Source organism: Nitratireductor sp. GISD-1A_MAKvit, from assembly GCF_040819555.1.
Taxonomy (GTDB): Bacteria; Pseudomonadota; Alphaproteobacteria; order Rhizobiales; family Rhizobiaceae; genus Nitratireductor.
In genome coordinates this window covers 1,704,108-1,719,257 of record NZ_CP161920.1, presented here as the reverse complement: position 1 = coordinate 1,719,257, position 15,150 = coordinate 1,704,108, and the positions used below count along the sequence as shown (strand labels likewise).

Sequence of the window (15,150 nt, the reverse complement as noted above, 5' to 3'; positions counted from 1 at the left end):
GGACGTTCACGATCCGATTTTCACTGATTCACTCAAACAGAGTCTAAATGTCAAAAAGATGAAGGGGCCGAAGCCCCCTCACGCATATTCTACTGACCAAGTCTCGCCTGTCTACCGCGTCAGGCGCTTGTAGGTCACGCGCTTCGGATTGACGCTGTCAGGGCCGAGGCGGCGGATCTTGTCCTGCTCGTAATCCTCAAAATTGCCCTCGAACCATTCCACGTGGCTGTCGCCTTCGAAGGCGAGGATGTGCGTGGCCAGGCGGTCGAGGAACATGCGGTCATGCGAGATGATAACGGCGCAGCCGGCGAAGCTTTCCAGCGCATCTTCGAGCGCTGCCAGCGTCTCGGTGTCAAGGTCGTTGGTCGGTTCGTCGAGCAGCAGAACGTTGCCGCCTTCCTTGAGCAGCTTGGCCATGTGAACGCGGTTGCGCTGACCACCGGAGAGCGATCCGACCTTTTGCTGCTGGTCGCCGCCCTTGAAGTTGAAGGACGAGCAATAGGCGCGGCTGTTCACCTCGTGGGCGCCAAGCTTGATGATGTCATTGCCGCCGGAAATCTCTTCCCAGACCGTCTTGTCGGGATCGAGCGAATCGCGGCTCTGGTCGACATAGCCGAGCTTGACGGTTTCGCCGACACGGATTTCGCCGGCGTCCGGCTTCTCCTGACCGGTGATCATGCGGAAGAGCGTGGTCTTACCAGCACCGTTGGCACCGATGACGCCGACAATGCCGCCGGGCGGCAGCTTGAACTCGAGATTGTCGATCAGAAGGCGGTCGCCATAGCCCTTGGTAAGCCCTTCGGCCTCGATGACAACATTGCCGAGCCGCTCGCCGGCGGGAATGATGATCTGCGCGTCGCCGGGTCGACGGTCGGCGGCCGACTGCACCAGTTCGTCATAGGCGCGGATACGGGCCTTGGACTTGGCCTGACGGGCCTTGGGGCTGGCGGCCATCCACTCGCGCTCGCGCGCCAGCGCCTTCTCGCGGGCGGCTTCCTCGCGGCCCTCCTGCTGCATGCGCTTGGCCTTGGCTTCCAGATAGGCGGTGTAATTGCCCTCGTAGGGGATGCCCCGACCACGGTCGAGCTCGAGAATCCAGCCGGTGACATTGTCGAGGAAGTAGCGGTCGTGGGTGATGATCAGCACGGCGCCGGGATATTCGCGCAGGTGCTTTTCAAGCCATGCCGTCGTCTCGGCATCCAGATGGTTGGTCGGCTCGTCGAGGAGCAGGAGATCGGGCTGGCGCAGAAGAAGCTGGCACAGCGCCACGCGGCGCTTTTCACCGCCCGAAAGATGATCGATGGACGCATCACCCGGCGGGCAGCGCAGCGCCTCCATCGCCATTTCGACCTGACTTTCCAGATCCCAGAGGTTCTGGCTGTCGATCTTGTCCTGTAGCTCGGATGCCTCTTCCGCTGTTTCGTCGGAGTAGTTCATCATGAGTTCGTTGTAGCGGTCGAGGATCGCCTTTTTGGCGGCCACACCCTCCATCACATTGCCCATGACGTCGAGGGCCGGATCGAGCTGCGGCTCCTGGGGAAGGTAACCGCAGGTGGCACCTTCGGCGAGCCAGGCTTCGCCGGTGAATTCCTTGTCGAGGCCGGCCATGATCCTCAGAACGGTCGATTTACCCGCGCCGTTGGGACCGAGAATGCCGATCTTGGCATCGGGGTAGAAGGACAGATGAACGTTCTCCAGAACCTTCTTGGAGCCATAGGCCTTGCTGAGGCCGGACATGTGGTAAATGAATTGGCGTGCCATGTGGCTCGTCGCGCTCCGTCTCACTCGAATTGGGGGAACCTGTTGCGCAGCGTATGTAGGCCAAACGAAGCGACGGGGCAATCCGCCGCAAGGAGGGAAGATGGGCTTCGATGCTGAAACCCGCCTGACAACGCCAACCGGATCCGATCTGCACCTGTTGTCGCGCCGGGCGAGCAGTAAGGCGCGGGCTGCCGTGCAGATCAACCATGGCGTGGCAGAACATGCGGCCCGATACGCCCGGTTCGCAGAATTTCTGTCCGAAAACGGGTTCCACGTTTACGCGCATGACCATCGCGGCCATGGCAAGACCAGAGCACCGGGAGCACCGCTCGGCCATATCGGTCCGAAAGCGACGGCCGGAACGCTTCTGAAGGATGTGGAGGCCGTGCACAGACACATCACCAAGGAGCATACCGGTCTTCCAATCATCATTTTCGGCCACTCCATGGGCGGCATGATCGCGCTCAACTACGCGCTACGCAACGGCCACCGCCTTGCGGGTGCGGCAATCTGGAATGCGCCACTGGCGACACGGGCGGAGGCGCTTACCGGCAAGGCCGTGCTTGCATGGGAGCGTTTTCGCCTGGGCTCGGACGTTCCCTCGCGGCTTTTGCCGAAACTCACCTTCGCTGCCTGGGCGCGTGCCTTTCCCGACCGGCGCACCGATGCCGACTGGCTGTCGCGGGATCAGTGCGAAGTGGACAAATATATCGCAGACCCCCTCTCCGGCTGGGAAGCGTCCATCGGCATCTGGACAGCACTCTTCGACCTCAGTCTGAAGGCAGCCGATAGCGCGACGCTGGAGGCGGCCCGCAAGACATTGCCCATCATGCTTGTCGGCGGCAGCGAAGACCCGTCCACCAAAGGCGGAAAGATCGTGCGCAAGCTCGAAAACCGCCTGCGCGAAAACGGCTTTTCGAATCTGGAAACAAGGATCTACGACGGTTTCCGACACGAATCCCTCAACGAAACCGACCGAGAAAAGGCCATGGAAGATTTCGTCCGCTGGGCCGGAAAACTCATCAATTAATGCCAAAATAATGCGGTCTGCGCATCTGGAAGCAGGCTCCACCGTTTGCTACCTCAAAATGGCACAAGTTTTGGAGGGCTGCGGGCGATCATGAACAAGCCACCCCTGAAGGGCGTTCGCGTCATCGAACTGGCGCGCATTCTGGCCGGTCCCTGGGCGGGCCAGGTGCTGGCCGATCTGGGCGCCGATGTCATCAAGGTCGAAAACCCCAATGGCGGCGACGACACCCGCAAATGGGGACCGCCCTTCGTGGAAGGTGGTGACGGCGAGAACCTCTCCGCTGCCTATTACCATTCGTGCAACCGGGGCAAGCGCTCCATCGCGCTCGACTTCTCGCAGCCGGAAGAGGCGGAGAAGCTGAAAAAGCTGATCGCCACCGCCGACGTTCTGATCGAGAATTTCAAGCTGGGTGGCCTCAAAAAATACGGGCTCGACTATGAAAGCCTGAAGGCCATCAACCCGCGCCTCATCTATTGCTCCATCACAGGCTTTGGCCAGACCGGCCCCTATGCGCCACGCGCGGGCTACGATTTCATCATTCAGGGCATGTCGGGCCTGATGTCCATCACCGGCGCACCGGGCGGCGAGCCGCAGAAGGTGGGCGTGGCGGTGAGCGACATCTTCACCGGGCTCTACTCGGTGATCGCCATTCAGGCAGCGCTGCGCCACGCGGAGGCGACCGGCGAAGGCCAGCACATCGACATGGCGCTGCTCGACAGCCAGGTGGCGGTTCTCGCCAACCAGAACATGAACTTCCTGATTTCCGGCAACAGCCCGGTGCAGATGGGCAACGCGCATATGAACATCGCGCCCTATGAGGTGCTGCCGGTGAAGGACGGGCACATCATCCTTGCCGTGGGCAATGACGGTCAGTTCCAGCGCTTCTGCAAGATCGTCGGCCTTGACGACCTGCCCGAAGACGAACGCTTTGCAACCAACCCGGCGCGCGTAGCAAACCGCGCAGCGTTGCGCGAACGTATCGTCTCCACACTGGCGAACTGGGAAAAAGCGGACCTTCTGGGCAAATGCGACGCCAATGCGGTGCCGGCAAGCCCGATCAACACGATCGAGGAAATGTTCGACGACCCGCAGGTGAAGGCGCGCGGCATGCAGCTTTCCCTCGACGACGGTCACGGCACGGCGCTGCCCTCGGTACGCTCCCCCATAAACCTTTCACAGACACCGCTCGCCTTTGAGCGGCCAAGCCCGAGGCTTGGCGAACACACGGCAGAGATCCTGCGCGAAATCGGAGAAGACAGCGAATGAAGACCGGCGGCCAGCTCATTGTCGACAGCCTCGAAGCGAACGGCGTCGACCGCATTTTCAGCGTGCCGGGAGAAAGCTATCTGGCGGTGCTCGACGCGCTTCACGATTCGAAGATCCGCAATATCGTCTGCCGCCAGGAAGGCGGCGCGGCGATGATGGCGGACTGCCACGGACGGCTGAGCGGCCAGCCCGGCATCTGCTTCGTGACACGCGGCCCCGGTGCGACCAACGCCTCGCCCGGCATACACATCGCCATGCAGGATTCCACACCGATGATCCTGTTCATCGGTCAGGTGGCGAGCCACGCGCGTGAACGCGAGGCGTTTCAGGAGGTGGATTACCGCGCCTTTTTCGGCCCCATCGCCAAATGGGCGACCGAGATCGACGATGCGGCGCGGATCCCCGAAATCCTGACGCGCGCCTTTTCGGTCGCCACCTCCGGCCGCCCCGGCCCGGTGGTGATTTCGCTTCCCGAAGACATGCTGACCAGCGTGGCGGATGCGCCGGCGGCTTTGCCCTACACCCCAGTGGAGACGCGACCGGGCAACGCCGAGATGGAAGAGCTTGCCGCTCTCCTGAAAGACGCCAAGCGGCCCTTCGTCATTCTTGGCGGTTCGCGCTGGAACGAGAAGGCCGTGGCAAATTTCCAGAAGGCGGCGGAAGCCTGGGCCCTGCCCGTTGGCTGCTCGTTCCGCCGGCAGATGCTGTTCGACCATCTGCATCCCTCCTATGCCGGCGATGTGGGCATCGGCCCAAACCCGAAGCTCGCAGCCGCGATCAAGGAGGCCGACCTGGTGTTGCTTGTCGGCGGTCGGTTCAGCGAGATGCCCTCGTCCGATTACACGCTCATGAACAGCCCCTATCCCGACCAGAAACTGGTGCATGTGCACGCCGACGCCAATGAGCTTGGCCGTGTCTACCGCCCCAAGCTTGCCATCAACGCATCGTCGGCAGCCTTCGCCGAAGCGTTTGCCGCGCTCACGCCGGGTGACGCGCCATGGGCAGAAGAGACCGAGCGCCTGCATCAGGCCTATCTCGACTGGTCGACCCCGCCGAAGACCGGCCCCGGCGCGGTGCAGATGGGTCCGATCATGGAGTATCTGGAAAGCGTTCTGCCCGAAGATGCGATCTTCACCAATGGCGCCGGCAATTACGCCACCTGGGTGCACCGCTTTCACCGCTTCCGCCGCTTTGCTACGCAGGGCGCGCCGACTTCGGGCTCAATGGGCTATGGCACGCCGGCCGCGGTGGCCGCCAAGGCACTGTTCCCAGAGCGGCCCGTGCTCGCCTTTGCCGGCGATGGCTGCTTCATGATGAACGGCCAGGAGTTTGCCACTGCCGTACAGGAAAACCTGCCAATCATCGTGGTGGTGGTGAACAACGGTATCTACGGAACCATCCGCATGCATCAGGAGCGTGATTATCCCGGTCGCGTTTCCGGCACCTCGATCAACAACCCTGATTTCGCAGCCCTTGCCCGCGCCTATGGCGGCCATGGCGAAACCGTGGAGAAAACGGAAGAGTTTGCCGCAGCATTCGAGCGCGCGAAAACGAATGGGAAACCGGCGCTGATCGAGATCAAGCTCGACCCGGAAGCCATTACGCCGGCAAAGACGCTCACGGATATTCGCGAGAAGCGCTGAGATTGGTTGAATGCCGGGCCGTTCACGCCCGGATGGCGCTACCTAGTTGACCAGCGGCCATGGCAGCGTGTGGCTTCAGCTCAGCAGAAGAAACGGCAGAGGGATGCTCGTCCTGACGGAGATACAAGAGCCTCAGAATGACGCCCTCTGCGCCTTTAAACAGCACGCCAGGCAACAGCTACCAGCGTAAATCCCAGCCTGTGCCCACTGCTTCAAGCAGAAAGTTCCGGGTTGCAGCCTCGAATGCTTCCGGCCATTCGAGCCCCAACTCCTCCACAAGGCTGCGTGCCCTAGGAAAGAATGCGCGAGCGAACGCAAGATGTGCCTCTATCACCGCTTCACGCTGCGGGGGTGGAAAAGGCAAGGCATTCAGCATCTGCAATTCCTCCGCAGGCAGAAGCCTGCTCAAATGCAGCGCACCGCCGCGATCCGGCACTGTCACCTTTTCCAGAAGAAGACTTGTAAGAAGATCGCGCAAATGCCCCAACCCCTTGCCGGCGAGTAGAAAATACTCGCCGCGCCCCAGCCCGACATGCATCAACCCGAGAACGCGGATGAACTCGTTGACCAGATAGGAGACGCGTTGCGGATCAGGCGCGCGTAGGGGCAGCGCCTGCGGCAGGCTCTCATAAGCACCATCGCGATCAATAATGGGGCGCACCTGATTTCTGGCCCTGCGCGCAAAATCAGAAGGCCTGGTCAAGTACACATCGCAACGCACCCAACGCTCCGTTATCGCGTTCAAGAGCAGGATACCGTTACCAGAGCGACGGTTCCAGAAAACGACCGGCGCATAAGCTTCAACCGCTTTGCACCACGCACCTTCAAGTTCGTCGTGCGAGGAAGGATCAGCCAGAAGGATGAAATCGAGATCGCTGAAGGCATCGGCCTCACCACTGCCGAAACTGCCGCCTAGAAAGAGGCCGCGCATCGCATGATGGTCAGCAAGCGCCGCTGTCATATGACGGACCAGATCTTCTGCACCCATTGTGCCCTCCCAAAGCCTGCAACGGCATTCAATCGAATACCGCTTGGGATTACAACGCCTTTACCTGACGAAGCGAGTGGTGTTGCAAATCGATAAGAGCAGGCGCTTGCCCTGCCGGGACCTTCTCCCCGCTTGCGGGGAGAAGGAATGCGCCGTTGACGGTCTCGCTGATCAGGCAGCGTCGAAATCGAGAACCAGTTTCTTCGCCGTGGGACGGGTCTGGCAGGCGAGTGTAAAGCCGGCTTCCACTTCCCAGGGTTCGAGCGAAAAATTCACGGCCATTTCCGATTCACCCTCCACCACGCGGCAGCGGCAGGTGCAGCACATGCCGCCGGCGCAGGAGTAAGGCAGTTCGATGCCGGCCTTGTGGGCAGCGTCGAGCACCGTGCCATCGGCATCCTGCATGGAAAAGCTGCGGCGCACGCCATCGACCACGACTTCGACCGCAACACCCTCCTGAACCGCCTCGCGTGCGGCCTTCGACGCCTTGCGGGGCGCCGGCGCTTCACCGGAAGGCGTGAAACGCTCGAAGCGGATACGGTCGCGCTCGACCCCCATGGCCTCAAGAGCGCCGGAGACCGCGTCAATCATCTCGCCGGGGCCGCAAAGAAACACGCCATCCATGGCGGCGGGCTCGATGAGACCACCAGCAGCCAGCTCGCCAACACGCTCTGCATCGATACGACCGTTCAGAAGCTCCACATCCTGCGTTTCGCGCGACAGGAGGTGGATCAGAGTGAAGCGGTCCATGTAACGGTCCTTGAGATCGTTCAGGTCCTCAAGGAACATGATCGTCTCGGTGGAGCGGTTGCCATAGACCAGCGTGATGGTGCTGTCGGGCTCATGGGCGAGAACCGTGCGGGCAATGGACAGCATCGGCGTGATGCCGGAGCCGGCGGCAAACAGAAGGTAATCGTGGCGCTCGCCCTTCAACGCGGTAAAGCGCCCCTGCGGCGGCATCACGCGGATCGTGTCGCCAACCGAAAGCACATCGTTGACGAAGGTGGAGAAGCGGCCATCGGCCACTTTCTTCACACCGACGCGCAAATAGGGATCGCCGGGGGCCGAACAGATGGAATAGGAGCGTCGGGCTTCCTTGCCGTCAATGTCGGTCGCGAGCGTCAGATACTGGCCGGGGGTGAAGGCGAAGGCCTTGGCCTGATCGGCCGGGATCTCGAAGGCGATCGCCACGGCGTCGGGAGTCTGGCGCTCGATGGAGGCCACTTTCAGATCGTGAAAACGCGGGGCCATGGTCACCTCGGTCTGGGGTCTGTCAGATACATTTGAAATAGTCGAAAGGCTCGTGGCAGCTCTGGCAGCGGTAAAGCGCCTTGCAGGCCGTGGAGCCGAATTCGGAAATCCGCGCAGTCTCAAGCGAGCCGCAGCGCGGACACGCCACCTCCGTCTCGCCGAACAGGGCGCGGATGGAATTGGACGCGTTCGCCGGGGGCGCAATGCCATAGGCGCGCAGCTTTTCGCGCCCCTGCGCCGTGATCCAGTCCGTCGTCCAGGCGGGCGAAATGACACGCTCCACGCGCGGTTTGAAGCCCGCCTCACGCAGGGCCGTCTCCACCGCGAGCTCGATGGCGAGGACCGCCGGACAACCCGTATAGGTGGGTGTGACGCGGGCGACGGCGACATCCCCATCCATCTCGACGCCGCGCAGTATGCCGAGATCGGCAATGGTGACGGCGGGGATTTCCGGATCGACCACGGCGGCGGCGGCACGATAGGCGCGCTCTTCCTTATTCCCGCCCGCGGGAGGAAGGTGGCCCGAAGGAAAGGCCGTCACCACCGTGTCGCCCATCACCACGTCATCCCCGGATAGGTGCGCTGCATATATTGAAGCTCGGCAAGCAGGAAGCCCAGCGCCTCGCCATGACGGCCCTGACGGCCGCCGGTCTGGCCATAGGGCGTTTCTACCCAGTCGAGCCCCGCCTCGGCAAAGACCGGGCCGACAATGGCGTCGAAGGCAGGCCGCAGCGTGGACGGGTCGGGCGCGATGCCGGCCCCGGCCACGGCGCGGGTGACATCGTCGCTCTCGAACAGTTCGTCCACATAGGGCGCGAGCGCCTCGACCGCGGCCTTCATGCGGCGGGTGCTTTCCTCCGTGCCATCGCCAAGGCGCACCACCCATTCGCCGGCGTGCCGGATGTGATAGGCGACTTCCTTCTCGGCCTTTGCGGCAATGCCGGCAAGACGCTCGTCAGTGGACGACATCATGGTCCGCCAGAGCGGCTGCATGAAGGCTGCGAAATAGAACTGGCGCAGCATGGTGTGCGCAAAATCCCCGTTCTGGCGCTCGGCCATCAGGCAATTCACATACTCACGCTCGCGGCGCATATAGGCCAACTGATCCTCATCGCGGCCCTTACCCTCAACCTCGCCGGCACACTGGTAGAGCGCGCGCGCCTGGCCGATGAGATCGAGCGCCATGTTGGGCATGGCGAGATCTTCTTCCAGCATGGGCGCATGGCCGCACCACTCCGAAAGCCGGTGGCCGAGAACCAAATGATCGTCGGCAAGCCGCAGCAAAAACGCCGTCAGCGCCTCACGGGAGATGGTAGCAGTGCCAGCCATCACATATGCCCCACATCTTCGGGAATGTCGTAGAAGGTCGGGTGACGGTAGACCTTGGAGAGAGACGGCTCGAAGTTCTCGTCCTTGTTCTCCGGGTCCGAGGCCGTGATCGCGGCGGATGGCACGACCCAGATGGAGGTGCCCTCACCCCGGCGCGTATAGACATCGCGCGCGGCCCTGAAGCGCCATCACCTCATCGGCGGCATGCACCGAACCGCAATGCTTGTGCGCCAGCCCGTTGCGCGGGCGGATGAAAACTTCCCAAAGGGGGATCAGGTTTTTCGTCATGTCGCTCACTCCGCCGCCATTTTCGCCGCCTCGCGGCGGGCTTTCCGTTTTTCCGCATGCGCGAGTGCCGCCTCGCGCACCCATGCGCCCTCGTCCCAGGCTTTCCGCCGGGCCTCGATGCGGTCGCGGTTCATGGGGCCATGCCCCTTCACCACCCGCCAGAACTCATCCCAGTCGATGGCGCCGAAATCGTACCCGCCCTTCTCTTCGTTCCATTTCAGGTCCGGATCGGGGAAGGTCAGGCCGATGAACTCGCCCTGCGGCACCGTCGCATCGACGAATTTCTGCCTGAGCTCGTCATTGGTGAAGCGCTTGATCTTCCATTTCATGGACTGGTCGCTGTGCTGGCTGTCGCTATCGGAGGGGCCGAACATCATGAGCGAGGGCCACCACCAGCGGTTCAGCGCATCCTGCGCCATTTCCTTCTGCTCGGGCGTGCCGCGCGCCAGCGTCATCATGATCTCGTAGCCCTGACGCTGGTGAAAACTCTCTTCCTTGCACACGCGGATCATGGCGCGCGCGTAGGGACCGTAGGAGCACCGGCAGAGCGGGATCTGGTTCATGATGGCGGCGCCATCCACCAGCCAGCCAATGGCGCCGATGTCGGCCCAGGTCTGCGTCGGATAGTTGAAGATGGAGGAATATTTGGCTTTGCCGCTGAGAAGTTCCTCGGTCATCTCCTCGCGCGAAACGCCCAGCGTCTCGGCGGCGGAATAGAGATAAAGCCCGTGGCCGCCCTCATCCTGCACCTTGGCAAGCAAAGCCGCCTTGCGGCGCAGCGACGGCGCGCGCGTGATCCAGTTGCCTTCCGGCAGCATGCCGACGATCTCCGAATGCGCGTGCTGGCCGATCTGGCGGACCAGCGTCTTGCGATAGCCCTCCGGCATCGGATCGTTCGGTTCGATCTTTTCTTCGGCATCGATCCGCGCCTGAAAGGCGGCGAGAAAGGCCTCGTCTTCCCTGGTATCGGTCTTCGCGCCGATAAGCCCTTGGCTATACATCGCTTGTCCTCCATGCTCACGCGCGGCTCAGGGCGGAGCGTCAGTCTGCCTTTAAATATGTAACAAAAAATACTAATAATGGCAATATTTCGTAACGCATTTTTGGAGACCGGAGTGACATGAACGCTCAGTTCGACGCGGAACAGGCACTGGACGCAGCAAGGGAAACGCTACAATCGGTCTTCGCGCCGTGGATCAAAGCACTGGCGATCGAAGCGCTATCGGCAGACAAGACGGGGGTCGATTTCCGCCTTCCGGAAAATGCCGATCTGGTGCATGTGGGCGGGGTGATCTGCGGGCAGGCAACGGCTTCCGCCGCCGACACCTGCGCCGTGGCAGCGCTCTCCGCCGCCAATGGCCGCTTCCGTACCTGCACCACCGTGGATATGACCACCCATTTCATCCGACCTTTGAAACCCGGTCCGGTGATGATCCGCGTCGAGGTTCTGTCGAATGGCAGGCGCATGGCCTATGTGCGGGTGGAAATGCGCGCTGAAGGAGAGACGCGGCTCGCCTTCTCCGCGACCGGGGCCTATGCCTATCTCGAATAAAATGAAGCCCTTCATTTGGCCGGCAGCGCACGTGAACCGATGGGTCATTCAGCCTTCCGCAACGGAAACACAAAAAACCACAACCGGCTTCCGCGCCCGATAAATATGGCTTAGCATGCATAGAGGGAGGCACCCCACCACCGACAGCAGACAATTTCTCCTGTGGCTGGCCAGCGGCGGCAGGTCCACCCTGATAACAATGGGTCAGTTCTGAATGTCGATCATCAAACGCAACAACATCAATGTCAGCGGCGAAGGCCAGAAGGCGATGATCTTCGCTCATGGTTTTGGGTGCGATCAGAACATGTGGCGTTTCGTTGCACCGGAATTCGAGCGCGACCACAAGGTTATCCTGTTCGACCATGTCGGTGCGGGGCCGCTCTGATCTTGTTGCCTATGATCAGAAGAAATACGCCACGCTGGAAGGTTACGCGGATGACGTGGTGGAGATCTGCGAAGCCGTGGATGTCGAGAACGGGATTTTTGTCGGCCACTCGGTGAGTGCCATGATCGGCGCGCTGGCGGCCATCAAGTCGCCCCGACATTTTGAAAAGCTCGTCCTGGTCTGCCCTTCCCCCTGCTATCTCAATGACGGGGATTATCAGGGCGGGTTTTCACGTGAGCAACTGGAAGAGCTCCTGGAGTTCCTGGACGAGAACCATATGGGCTGGTCGGCTCAGATGGCGCCCCTGATCATGGGAAATGCGGATCGCCCCGAACTGTCGGAAGAGCTGGAGAACAGCTTCTGCCGCACCGATCCGGACATCGCCCGCGCGTTCGCGCGCGCGACTTTCCTGTCCGACAACCGGGCTGATCTGGCTTCGGTTCAGACATCCTGTCTCGTGCTGCAATGCAAGGAGGACGTGATCGCGGGTCAACAGGTGGGGAAATACGTGGAAGAACGCCTCCCCGATGCGCGGCTGGCCCTGCTCGATGCCTATGGACACTGTCCCAATCTGAGCGCACCCGACGAGGTGATCAGAGCGATGAGAGATTTTCTGTGAACGTGGTCTACAAGAACGCAGCCGATGATGCGGAGGAGCTGTTTGAAAACGCTCCCTGCGCATACGTATCCCTGCACCCCAATGGTCGCATTCTGCGCGCCAATCAGACCCTGGTGGACTGGCTCGGCTATTCGAAAGAGGAACTCGCAGGCAAGGCCTTCCATGAAATACTGAGTGCCCCCGGCCGCATATTCTACGAGACCCACTTCGCGCCGCTTCTGCGCATGCAGGGATTTTTCGACGAAGTGGCGCTCGACCTCTCCGACGCCTCCGGCACCACACTGCCGGTGCTTGCGAATGCGCGAGAAGTTCGCGACACGGCAGGCACTCCCCTCTCCGTGCGCGTCGCCCTGTTTCGGGCCCGGCAAAGGCGGCAGTATGAACGGGAGTTGCTGGAGGCGCGCCGCGCAGCCGAAAAGGCACGTGAGGAACTCGCCACACTCAACGCATCGCTGGAGGAACGTATTGAAAATGCGGTGCAGAAGCGCATCAAACTGGAACAGGGGCTCTGGTACGAAAAGCAGACGGCCAAGCTGCGCGAGCAGTTTGTCGCCGTACTTGGTCATGACCTTCGCAACCCGCTTGCCTCGATACGCAGCGGCGCCGAGATTCTGACCCGCGACCCCGACCCGGAAAAGCGGGAGAAAGTGGTCGATCTCATGCGCTCCAGCATCGCGCGCATGAGCAGTCTCATCGACGACATGCTTGACCTCGCCGCCGCCCGCCTTGGCAAGGGCATGGCGGTGGAGATGAAAACGGTGGAACTCGGTCCTGTCATTCAGCAGGTGGTGGACGAGATCGTCGCCGGCCGCGAAGGCGCCCGGGTCGAAACACAGGTCGCCCTCCCCGAGCCGATTGACTGTGATGAAGGGCGCATTGGGCAGTTGGTCTCCAATCTCGTTGGCAACGCCATCGACCATGGCACCGAAGGCGAAGCCGTACGGGTCGTCTCCACCTGCAGCAACAGCGTTCTCACGATCCGCGTGACCAATGCCGGCGGGCCCATACCTCCTGACGTGCGTGTCAGGCTCTTCCAGCCGTTTTCTCGTGCCGAGGTGCGGGCGCATCAGAAAGGGCTTGGGCTCGGACTGTTCATCGCTTCAGAGATCGCCCGCGCCCACAAGGGCAAGCTGGAGGTCGAAAGCGACGAGAAGGAAACGTCCTTCGTGTTCACAATGCCCCAGACAGCGCCTGAGGCGACCTGACCGCAGGCCGCACGCGCCCTAGTCTTCTTTCTCCCAACGCGCATCGGTGCCGTAGAGCGGCACGGTCGAGATCGCCATCTTGGCCGAACCGTCCTGCACCTGGCGGGCGTGGGAAAGATAGATCAGCGTGTCATTCTTCTCGTCATAAATACGCTTGACGACGACCGACTTCCAGATCAGCGACTGGCGCTGCTTGAACACTTCCTCGCCATCTTCGCCAAGGTCGATGTCACCAATGACGATGGGACCGGTCTGCCGGCATGAGATGGAGGAGTTGGACGGATCCTCGAACCAGTTGCCCTTCTGCAACCGGTCGATCACGCCGCGGTCGAAATAGGTGACGTGACAGGTCACGCCCTCGACCTTGGGGTCGTGCACGGCCTCGATGATGATGTCGTTGCCGAGCCAGTCGACACCGATTTCGCCCACCTGCTCGGCGGATGCGGGTGCTGCGATGAAAACGGATGCGATGAGTGAAGCGGCAAGGGTCGGGAGGGAAAAACGCATGGCCTGTCTCGAACGGTTCAAAATCGGATGCCACCAATATGGGGACTGACAGGCGCGAATGGAATGCGCCGGCCAGACGAACCGCTTTGAAAGACCGTTGGCTATTTGCCAGACCGGATCATGTCCCGGATCTTCACCGCCTTTTCGAAATGGTCGAGCGCGTGCGTCCTGATCCACCATTCCGCCGCTTCCATGAGAAGCTCGGGATCGTCATTCTTGTTGGCGAAGAAGGCGTAGAAAGAGAGCCCGACGCCCTCACCCTTCTTCGCGATTTTCTCTTCGCAGATCGCGATGGCTTTCGCCCTGAGCGCTGACCGCATGTGAGGAATCCTTTTTGTGACCAGGGTGGCGCTTTTTCTCTACTGATCCAAGCCGAGCGCTGCCCCCACTGGGTTTGCTGAAACTCAGTCCGGAACGAAGATCCCTTCATCGAGCGCCCAGAGGCACATCCCGGCATCACCAGCCTGCGGATTATGCTTCGATGCCGCGATCCACTCCAGCAGCGCCCGCGCCTCCTGCGGCGCGACGGCGAGGGTCGCCTTGGCGGAATTCAGACGCACCTGCATGTTTCGATGTTCATAGAGTTCCATGAACAGCCGCCGCCGATCTCCTGGCCGCGTGCGTAGTTCATTCTTAATCGACATCAGTTCGTCGAAGAGCTTGTTAAAACGGGAAATTTCATTTCCCAACAGCGCATGATCCTGGTCCACGCCAATTTCAGCGGCACGCGCAATGAGACTGTCGTCTGACTGGTTTGCAAGACGAGCGGCTTTGGACTTCATTTAAGCACTCCAAACTTTCTCAGTGCATATCGCCCCATCAATTCGCGTTCCTCCCGGCGGCTTTCTACCTTCGCCCAAACCGTGGTCCATACATCAGAAATGAAAGTACATCCTTGGCATATACTTCCTGCGGAAGCGCCCTGGCATCAATGATGGATTGAACAATCTGAATGGCCTTATCCGGATAAAGAGGGTGGGCATGTTTGGCGGCGTTCAGCCGCACTTGAGGATTATCGTGATCAAACAGTTCGATCAGCGCATGACGCTAATCACCGGGGCGCGCTTCCAGTTCTTCAACCAGCTTTTTGATTTTCATATAAGCCCGGTTGTAAGGCCGGGCCTCAAGATATAGCAGCGCCTCATGCTGCGTCAGGCTCAGTTCGATGAAGCGTTGCAGCATCTCGTCGACGGGAGCGTTATTCTTGCGTCTCGTCATCATTTGAAAGTTCCAAGCCGTTGCAACGCAAAAGGCCGGCCTCTACCCGCCCGCGCCCTGAAGCCCTCGAAGAAGTTGCTGAAACAAGAATCCTCCCAAATCATTGGA

Annotated in this window: 14 protein-coding genes and 3 pseudogenes; 6 read left to right on the top strand and 11 right to left on the bottom strand. The window is 61.1% G+C overall.

Features of this window, described 5'->3' with window-relative positions; genetic code table 11:
• Positions 1 to 111: 111 nt before the first annotated feature.
• On the bottom strand, positions 112 to 1,761 hold the full coding sequence (gene ettA, locus AB2N04_RS09530; RefSeq protein ID WP_367718546.1) for an energy-dependent translational throttle protein EttA: 1,650 nt from the start codon (positions 1,759 to 1,761) through the stop codon (positions 112 to 114).
• 100 nt (positions 1,762 to 1,861) lie between these two features.
• Between ettA and AB2N04_RS09525 the strand changes: the two genes are divergently transcribed.
• The 3 genes from AB2N04_RS09525 (at position 1,862) to AB2N04_RS09515 (ending at position 5,700) form a co-directional block, all read left to right on the top strand.
• Positions 1,862 to 2,791, top strand: a complete 930-nt coding sequence (locus tag AB2N04_RS09525; RefSeq protein WP_367718545.1) for a lysophospholipase — start codon at positions 1,862 to 1,864, stop codon at positions 2,789 to 2,791.
• A gap of 90 nt (positions 2,792 to 2,881) precedes the next feature.
• A complete protein-coding gene (locus AB2N04_RS09520) occupies positions 2,882 to 4,057 on the top strand; it encodes a CaiB/BaiF CoA transferase family protein (RefSeq protein ID WP_367718544.1) in 1,176 nt (391 codons plus the stop codon).
• Positions 4,054 to 5,700 carry a thiamine pyrophosphate-binding protein gene (locus tag AB2N04_RS09515; protein WP_367718543.1) on the top strand — a complete coding sequence of 549 codons (1,647 nt, stop codon included), beginning with the start codon at positions 4,054 to 4,056 and terminating at the stop codon, positions 5,698 to 5,700. Before AB2N04_RS09520 ends, AB2N04_RS09515 begins: the two co-directional genes overlap by 4 nt.
• A 178-nt stretch (positions 5,701 to 5,878) precedes the next feature.
• Here AB2N04_RS09515 and AB2N04_RS09510 read toward each other — a convergent pair whose 3' ends face one another.
• The 6 genes and pseudogenes from AB2N04_RS09510 to paaA all read right to left on the bottom strand — a co-directional run bounded on the left by AB2N04_RS09510 (position 5,879) and on the right by paaA (position 10,557).
• On the bottom strand, positions 5,879 to 6,688 hold the full coding sequence (locus tag AB2N04_RS09510; protein ID WP_367718542.1) for a hypothetical protein: 810 nt from the start codon (positions 6,686 to 6,688) through the stop codon (positions 5,879 to 5,881).
• A 171-nt stretch (positions 6,689 to 6,859) separates the two neighbouring features.
• On the bottom strand, positions 6,860 to 7,939 hold the full coding sequence (gene paaE, locus AB2N04_RS09505; protein WP_367718541.1) for a 1,2-phenylacetyl-CoA epoxidase subunit PaaE: 1,080 nt from the start codon (positions 7,937 to 7,939) through the stop codon (positions 6,860 to 6,862).
• Between the two features lie 22 nt (positions 7,940 to 7,961).
• Positions 7,962 to 8,498 carry a 1,2-phenylacetyl-CoA epoxidase subunit PaaD gene (gene paaD, locus AB2N04_RS09500; RefSeq protein ID WP_367718540.1) on the bottom strand — a complete coding sequence of 179 codons (537 nt, stop codon included), beginning with the start codon at positions 8,496 to 8,498 and terminating at the stop codon, positions 7,962 to 7,964.
• Positions 8,495 to 9,268, bottom strand: a complete 774-nt coding sequence (gene paaC, locus AB2N04_RS09495) for a 1,2-phenylacetyl-CoA epoxidase subunit PaaC (RefSeq protein WP_367718539.1) — start codon at positions 9,266 to 9,268, stop codon at positions 8,495 to 8,497. The genes paaD and paaC overlap by 4 nt, the downstream gene beginning before the upstream one ends.
• Positions 9,268 to 9,556: pseudogene (gene paaB, locus AB2N04_RS09490) on the bottom strand (1,2-phenylacetyl-CoA epoxidase subunit PaaB). Before paaB ends, paaC begins: the two are co-directional and overlap by 1 nt.
• 5 nt (positions 9,557 to 9,561) lie before the next feature.
• Positions 9,562 to 10,557, bottom strand: coding sequence for a 1,2-phenylacetyl-CoA epoxidase subunit PaaA (gene paaA, locus AB2N04_RS09485; protein WP_367718538.1), 996 nt, complete (start codon positions 10,555 to 10,557; stop codon positions 9,562 to 9,564).
• 119 nt (positions 10,558 to 10,676) lie between these two features.
• On the opposite strand from paaA, the gene AB2N04_RS09480 reads away from it, so the two are divergent.
• The 3 genes and pseudogenes from AB2N04_RS09480 (at position 10,677) to AB2N04_RS09470 (ending at position 13,317) form a co-directional block, all read left to right on the top strand.
• Positions 10,677 to 11,108 carry a PaaI family thioesterase gene (locus AB2N04_RS09480; protein WP_367718537.1) on the top strand — a complete coding sequence of 144 codons (432 nt, stop codon included), beginning with the start codon at positions 10,677 to 10,679 and terminating at the stop codon, positions 11,106 to 11,108.
• Between the two features lie 214 nt (positions 11,109 to 11,322).
• Positions 11,323 to 12,112: pseudogene (locus AB2N04_RS09475) on the top strand (alpha/beta fold hydrolase).
• Positions 12,109 to 13,317, top strand: a complete 1,209-nt coding sequence (locus AB2N04_RS09470; RefSeq protein WP_367718536.1) for an ATP-binding protein — start codon at positions 12,109 to 12,111, stop codon at positions 13,315 to 13,317. The pseudogene AB2N04_RS09475 and the gene AB2N04_RS09470 overlap by 4 nt, the downstream one beginning before the upstream one ends.
• Before the next feature lie 18 nt (positions 13,318 to 13,335).
• Here the strand turns inward: AB2N04_RS09470 and AB2N04_RS09465 are convergent, their stop codons facing one another.
• From AB2N04_RS09465 to AB2N04_RS09450, 4 genes and pseudogenes are all read right to left on the bottom strand, one after another.
• Entirely contained in the window at positions 13,336 to 13,824 is a 489-nt protein-coding gene (locus AB2N04_RS09465) for a CreA family protein (RefSeq protein ID WP_367718535.1), read from the bottom strand.
• A 101-nt stretch (positions 13,825 to 13,925) separates the two neighbouring features.
• The gene (locus tag AB2N04_RS09460; protein WP_367718534.1) at positions 13,926 to 14,144 is read right to left on the bottom strand and encodes a DUF6500 family protein; all 219 of its coding nucleotides are present in this window, start codon (positions 14,142 to 14,144) and stop codon (positions 13,926 to 13,928) included.
• 84 nt (positions 14,145 to 14,228) lie between these two features.
• The gene (locus AB2N04_RS09455) at positions 14,229 to 14,606 is read right to left on the bottom strand and encodes a DUF2019 domain-containing protein (RefSeq protein WP_367718533.1); all 378 of its coding nucleotides are present in this window, start codon (positions 14,604 to 14,606) and stop codon (positions 14,229 to 14,231) included.
• Positions 14,607 to 14,670: 64 nt separating this feature from the next.
• A pseudogene (locus AB2N04_RS09450) lies at positions 14,671 to 15,006 on the bottom strand (DUF2019 domain-containing protein).
• Positions 15,007 to 15,150: the final 144 nt, after the last annotated feature.

What these genes read in the sequence shown, in the direction of transcription:
- ettA (WP_367718546.1), bottom strand. Translation starts at nt 1,761, where the DNA reads ATGGCACGCCAATTCATTTACCACATGTCCGGCCTCAGCAAGGCCTAT.
- AB2N04_RS09525 (WP_367718545.1), top strand. Translation starts at nt 1,862, where the DNA reads ATGGGCTTCGATGCTGAAACCCGCCTGACAACGCCAACCGGATCCGAT.
- AB2N04_RS09520 (WP_367718544.1), top strand. Translation starts at nt 2,882, where the DNA reads ATGAACAAGCCACCCCTGAAGGGCGTTCGCGTCATCGAACTGGCGCGC.
- AB2N04_RS09515 (WP_367718543.1), top strand. Translation starts at nt 4,054, where the DNA reads ATGAAGACCGGCGGCCAGCTCATTGTCGACAGCCTCGAAGCGAACGGC.
- AB2N04_RS09510 (WP_367718542.1), bottom strand. Translation starts at nt 6,688, where the DNA reads ATGGGTGCAGAAGATCTGGTCCGTCATATGACAGCGGCGCTTGCTGAC.
- paaE (WP_367718541.1), bottom strand. Translation starts at nt 7,939, where the DNA reads ATGGCCCCGCGTTTTCACGATCTGAAAGTGGCCTCCATCGAGCGCCAG.
- paaC (WP_367718539.1), bottom strand. Translation starts at nt 9,268, where the DNA reads ATGGCTGGCACTGCTACCATCTCCCGTGAGGCGCTGACGGCGTTTTTG.
- paaA (WP_367718538.1), bottom strand. Translation starts at nt 10,557, where the DNA reads ATGTATAGCCAAGGGCTTATCGGCGCGAAGACCGATACCAGGGAAGAC.
- AB2N04_RS09480 (WP_367718537.1), top strand. Translation starts at nt 10,677, where the DNA reads ATGAACGCTCAGTTCGACGCGGAACAGGCACTGGACGCAGCAAGGGAA.
- AB2N04_RS09465 (WP_367718535.1), bottom strand. Translation starts at nt 13,824, where the DNA reads ATGCGTTTTTCCCTCCCGACCCTTGCCGCTTCACTCATCGCATCCGTT.
- AB2N04_RS09460 (WP_367718534.1), bottom strand. Translation starts at nt 14,144, where the DNA reads ATGCGGTCAGCGCTCAGGGCGAAAGCCATCGCGATCTGCGAAGAGAAA.
- AB2N04_RS09455 (WP_367718533.1), bottom strand. Translation starts at nt 14,606, where the DNA reads ATGAAGTCCAAAGCCGCTCGTCTTGCAAACCAGTCAGACGACAGTCTC.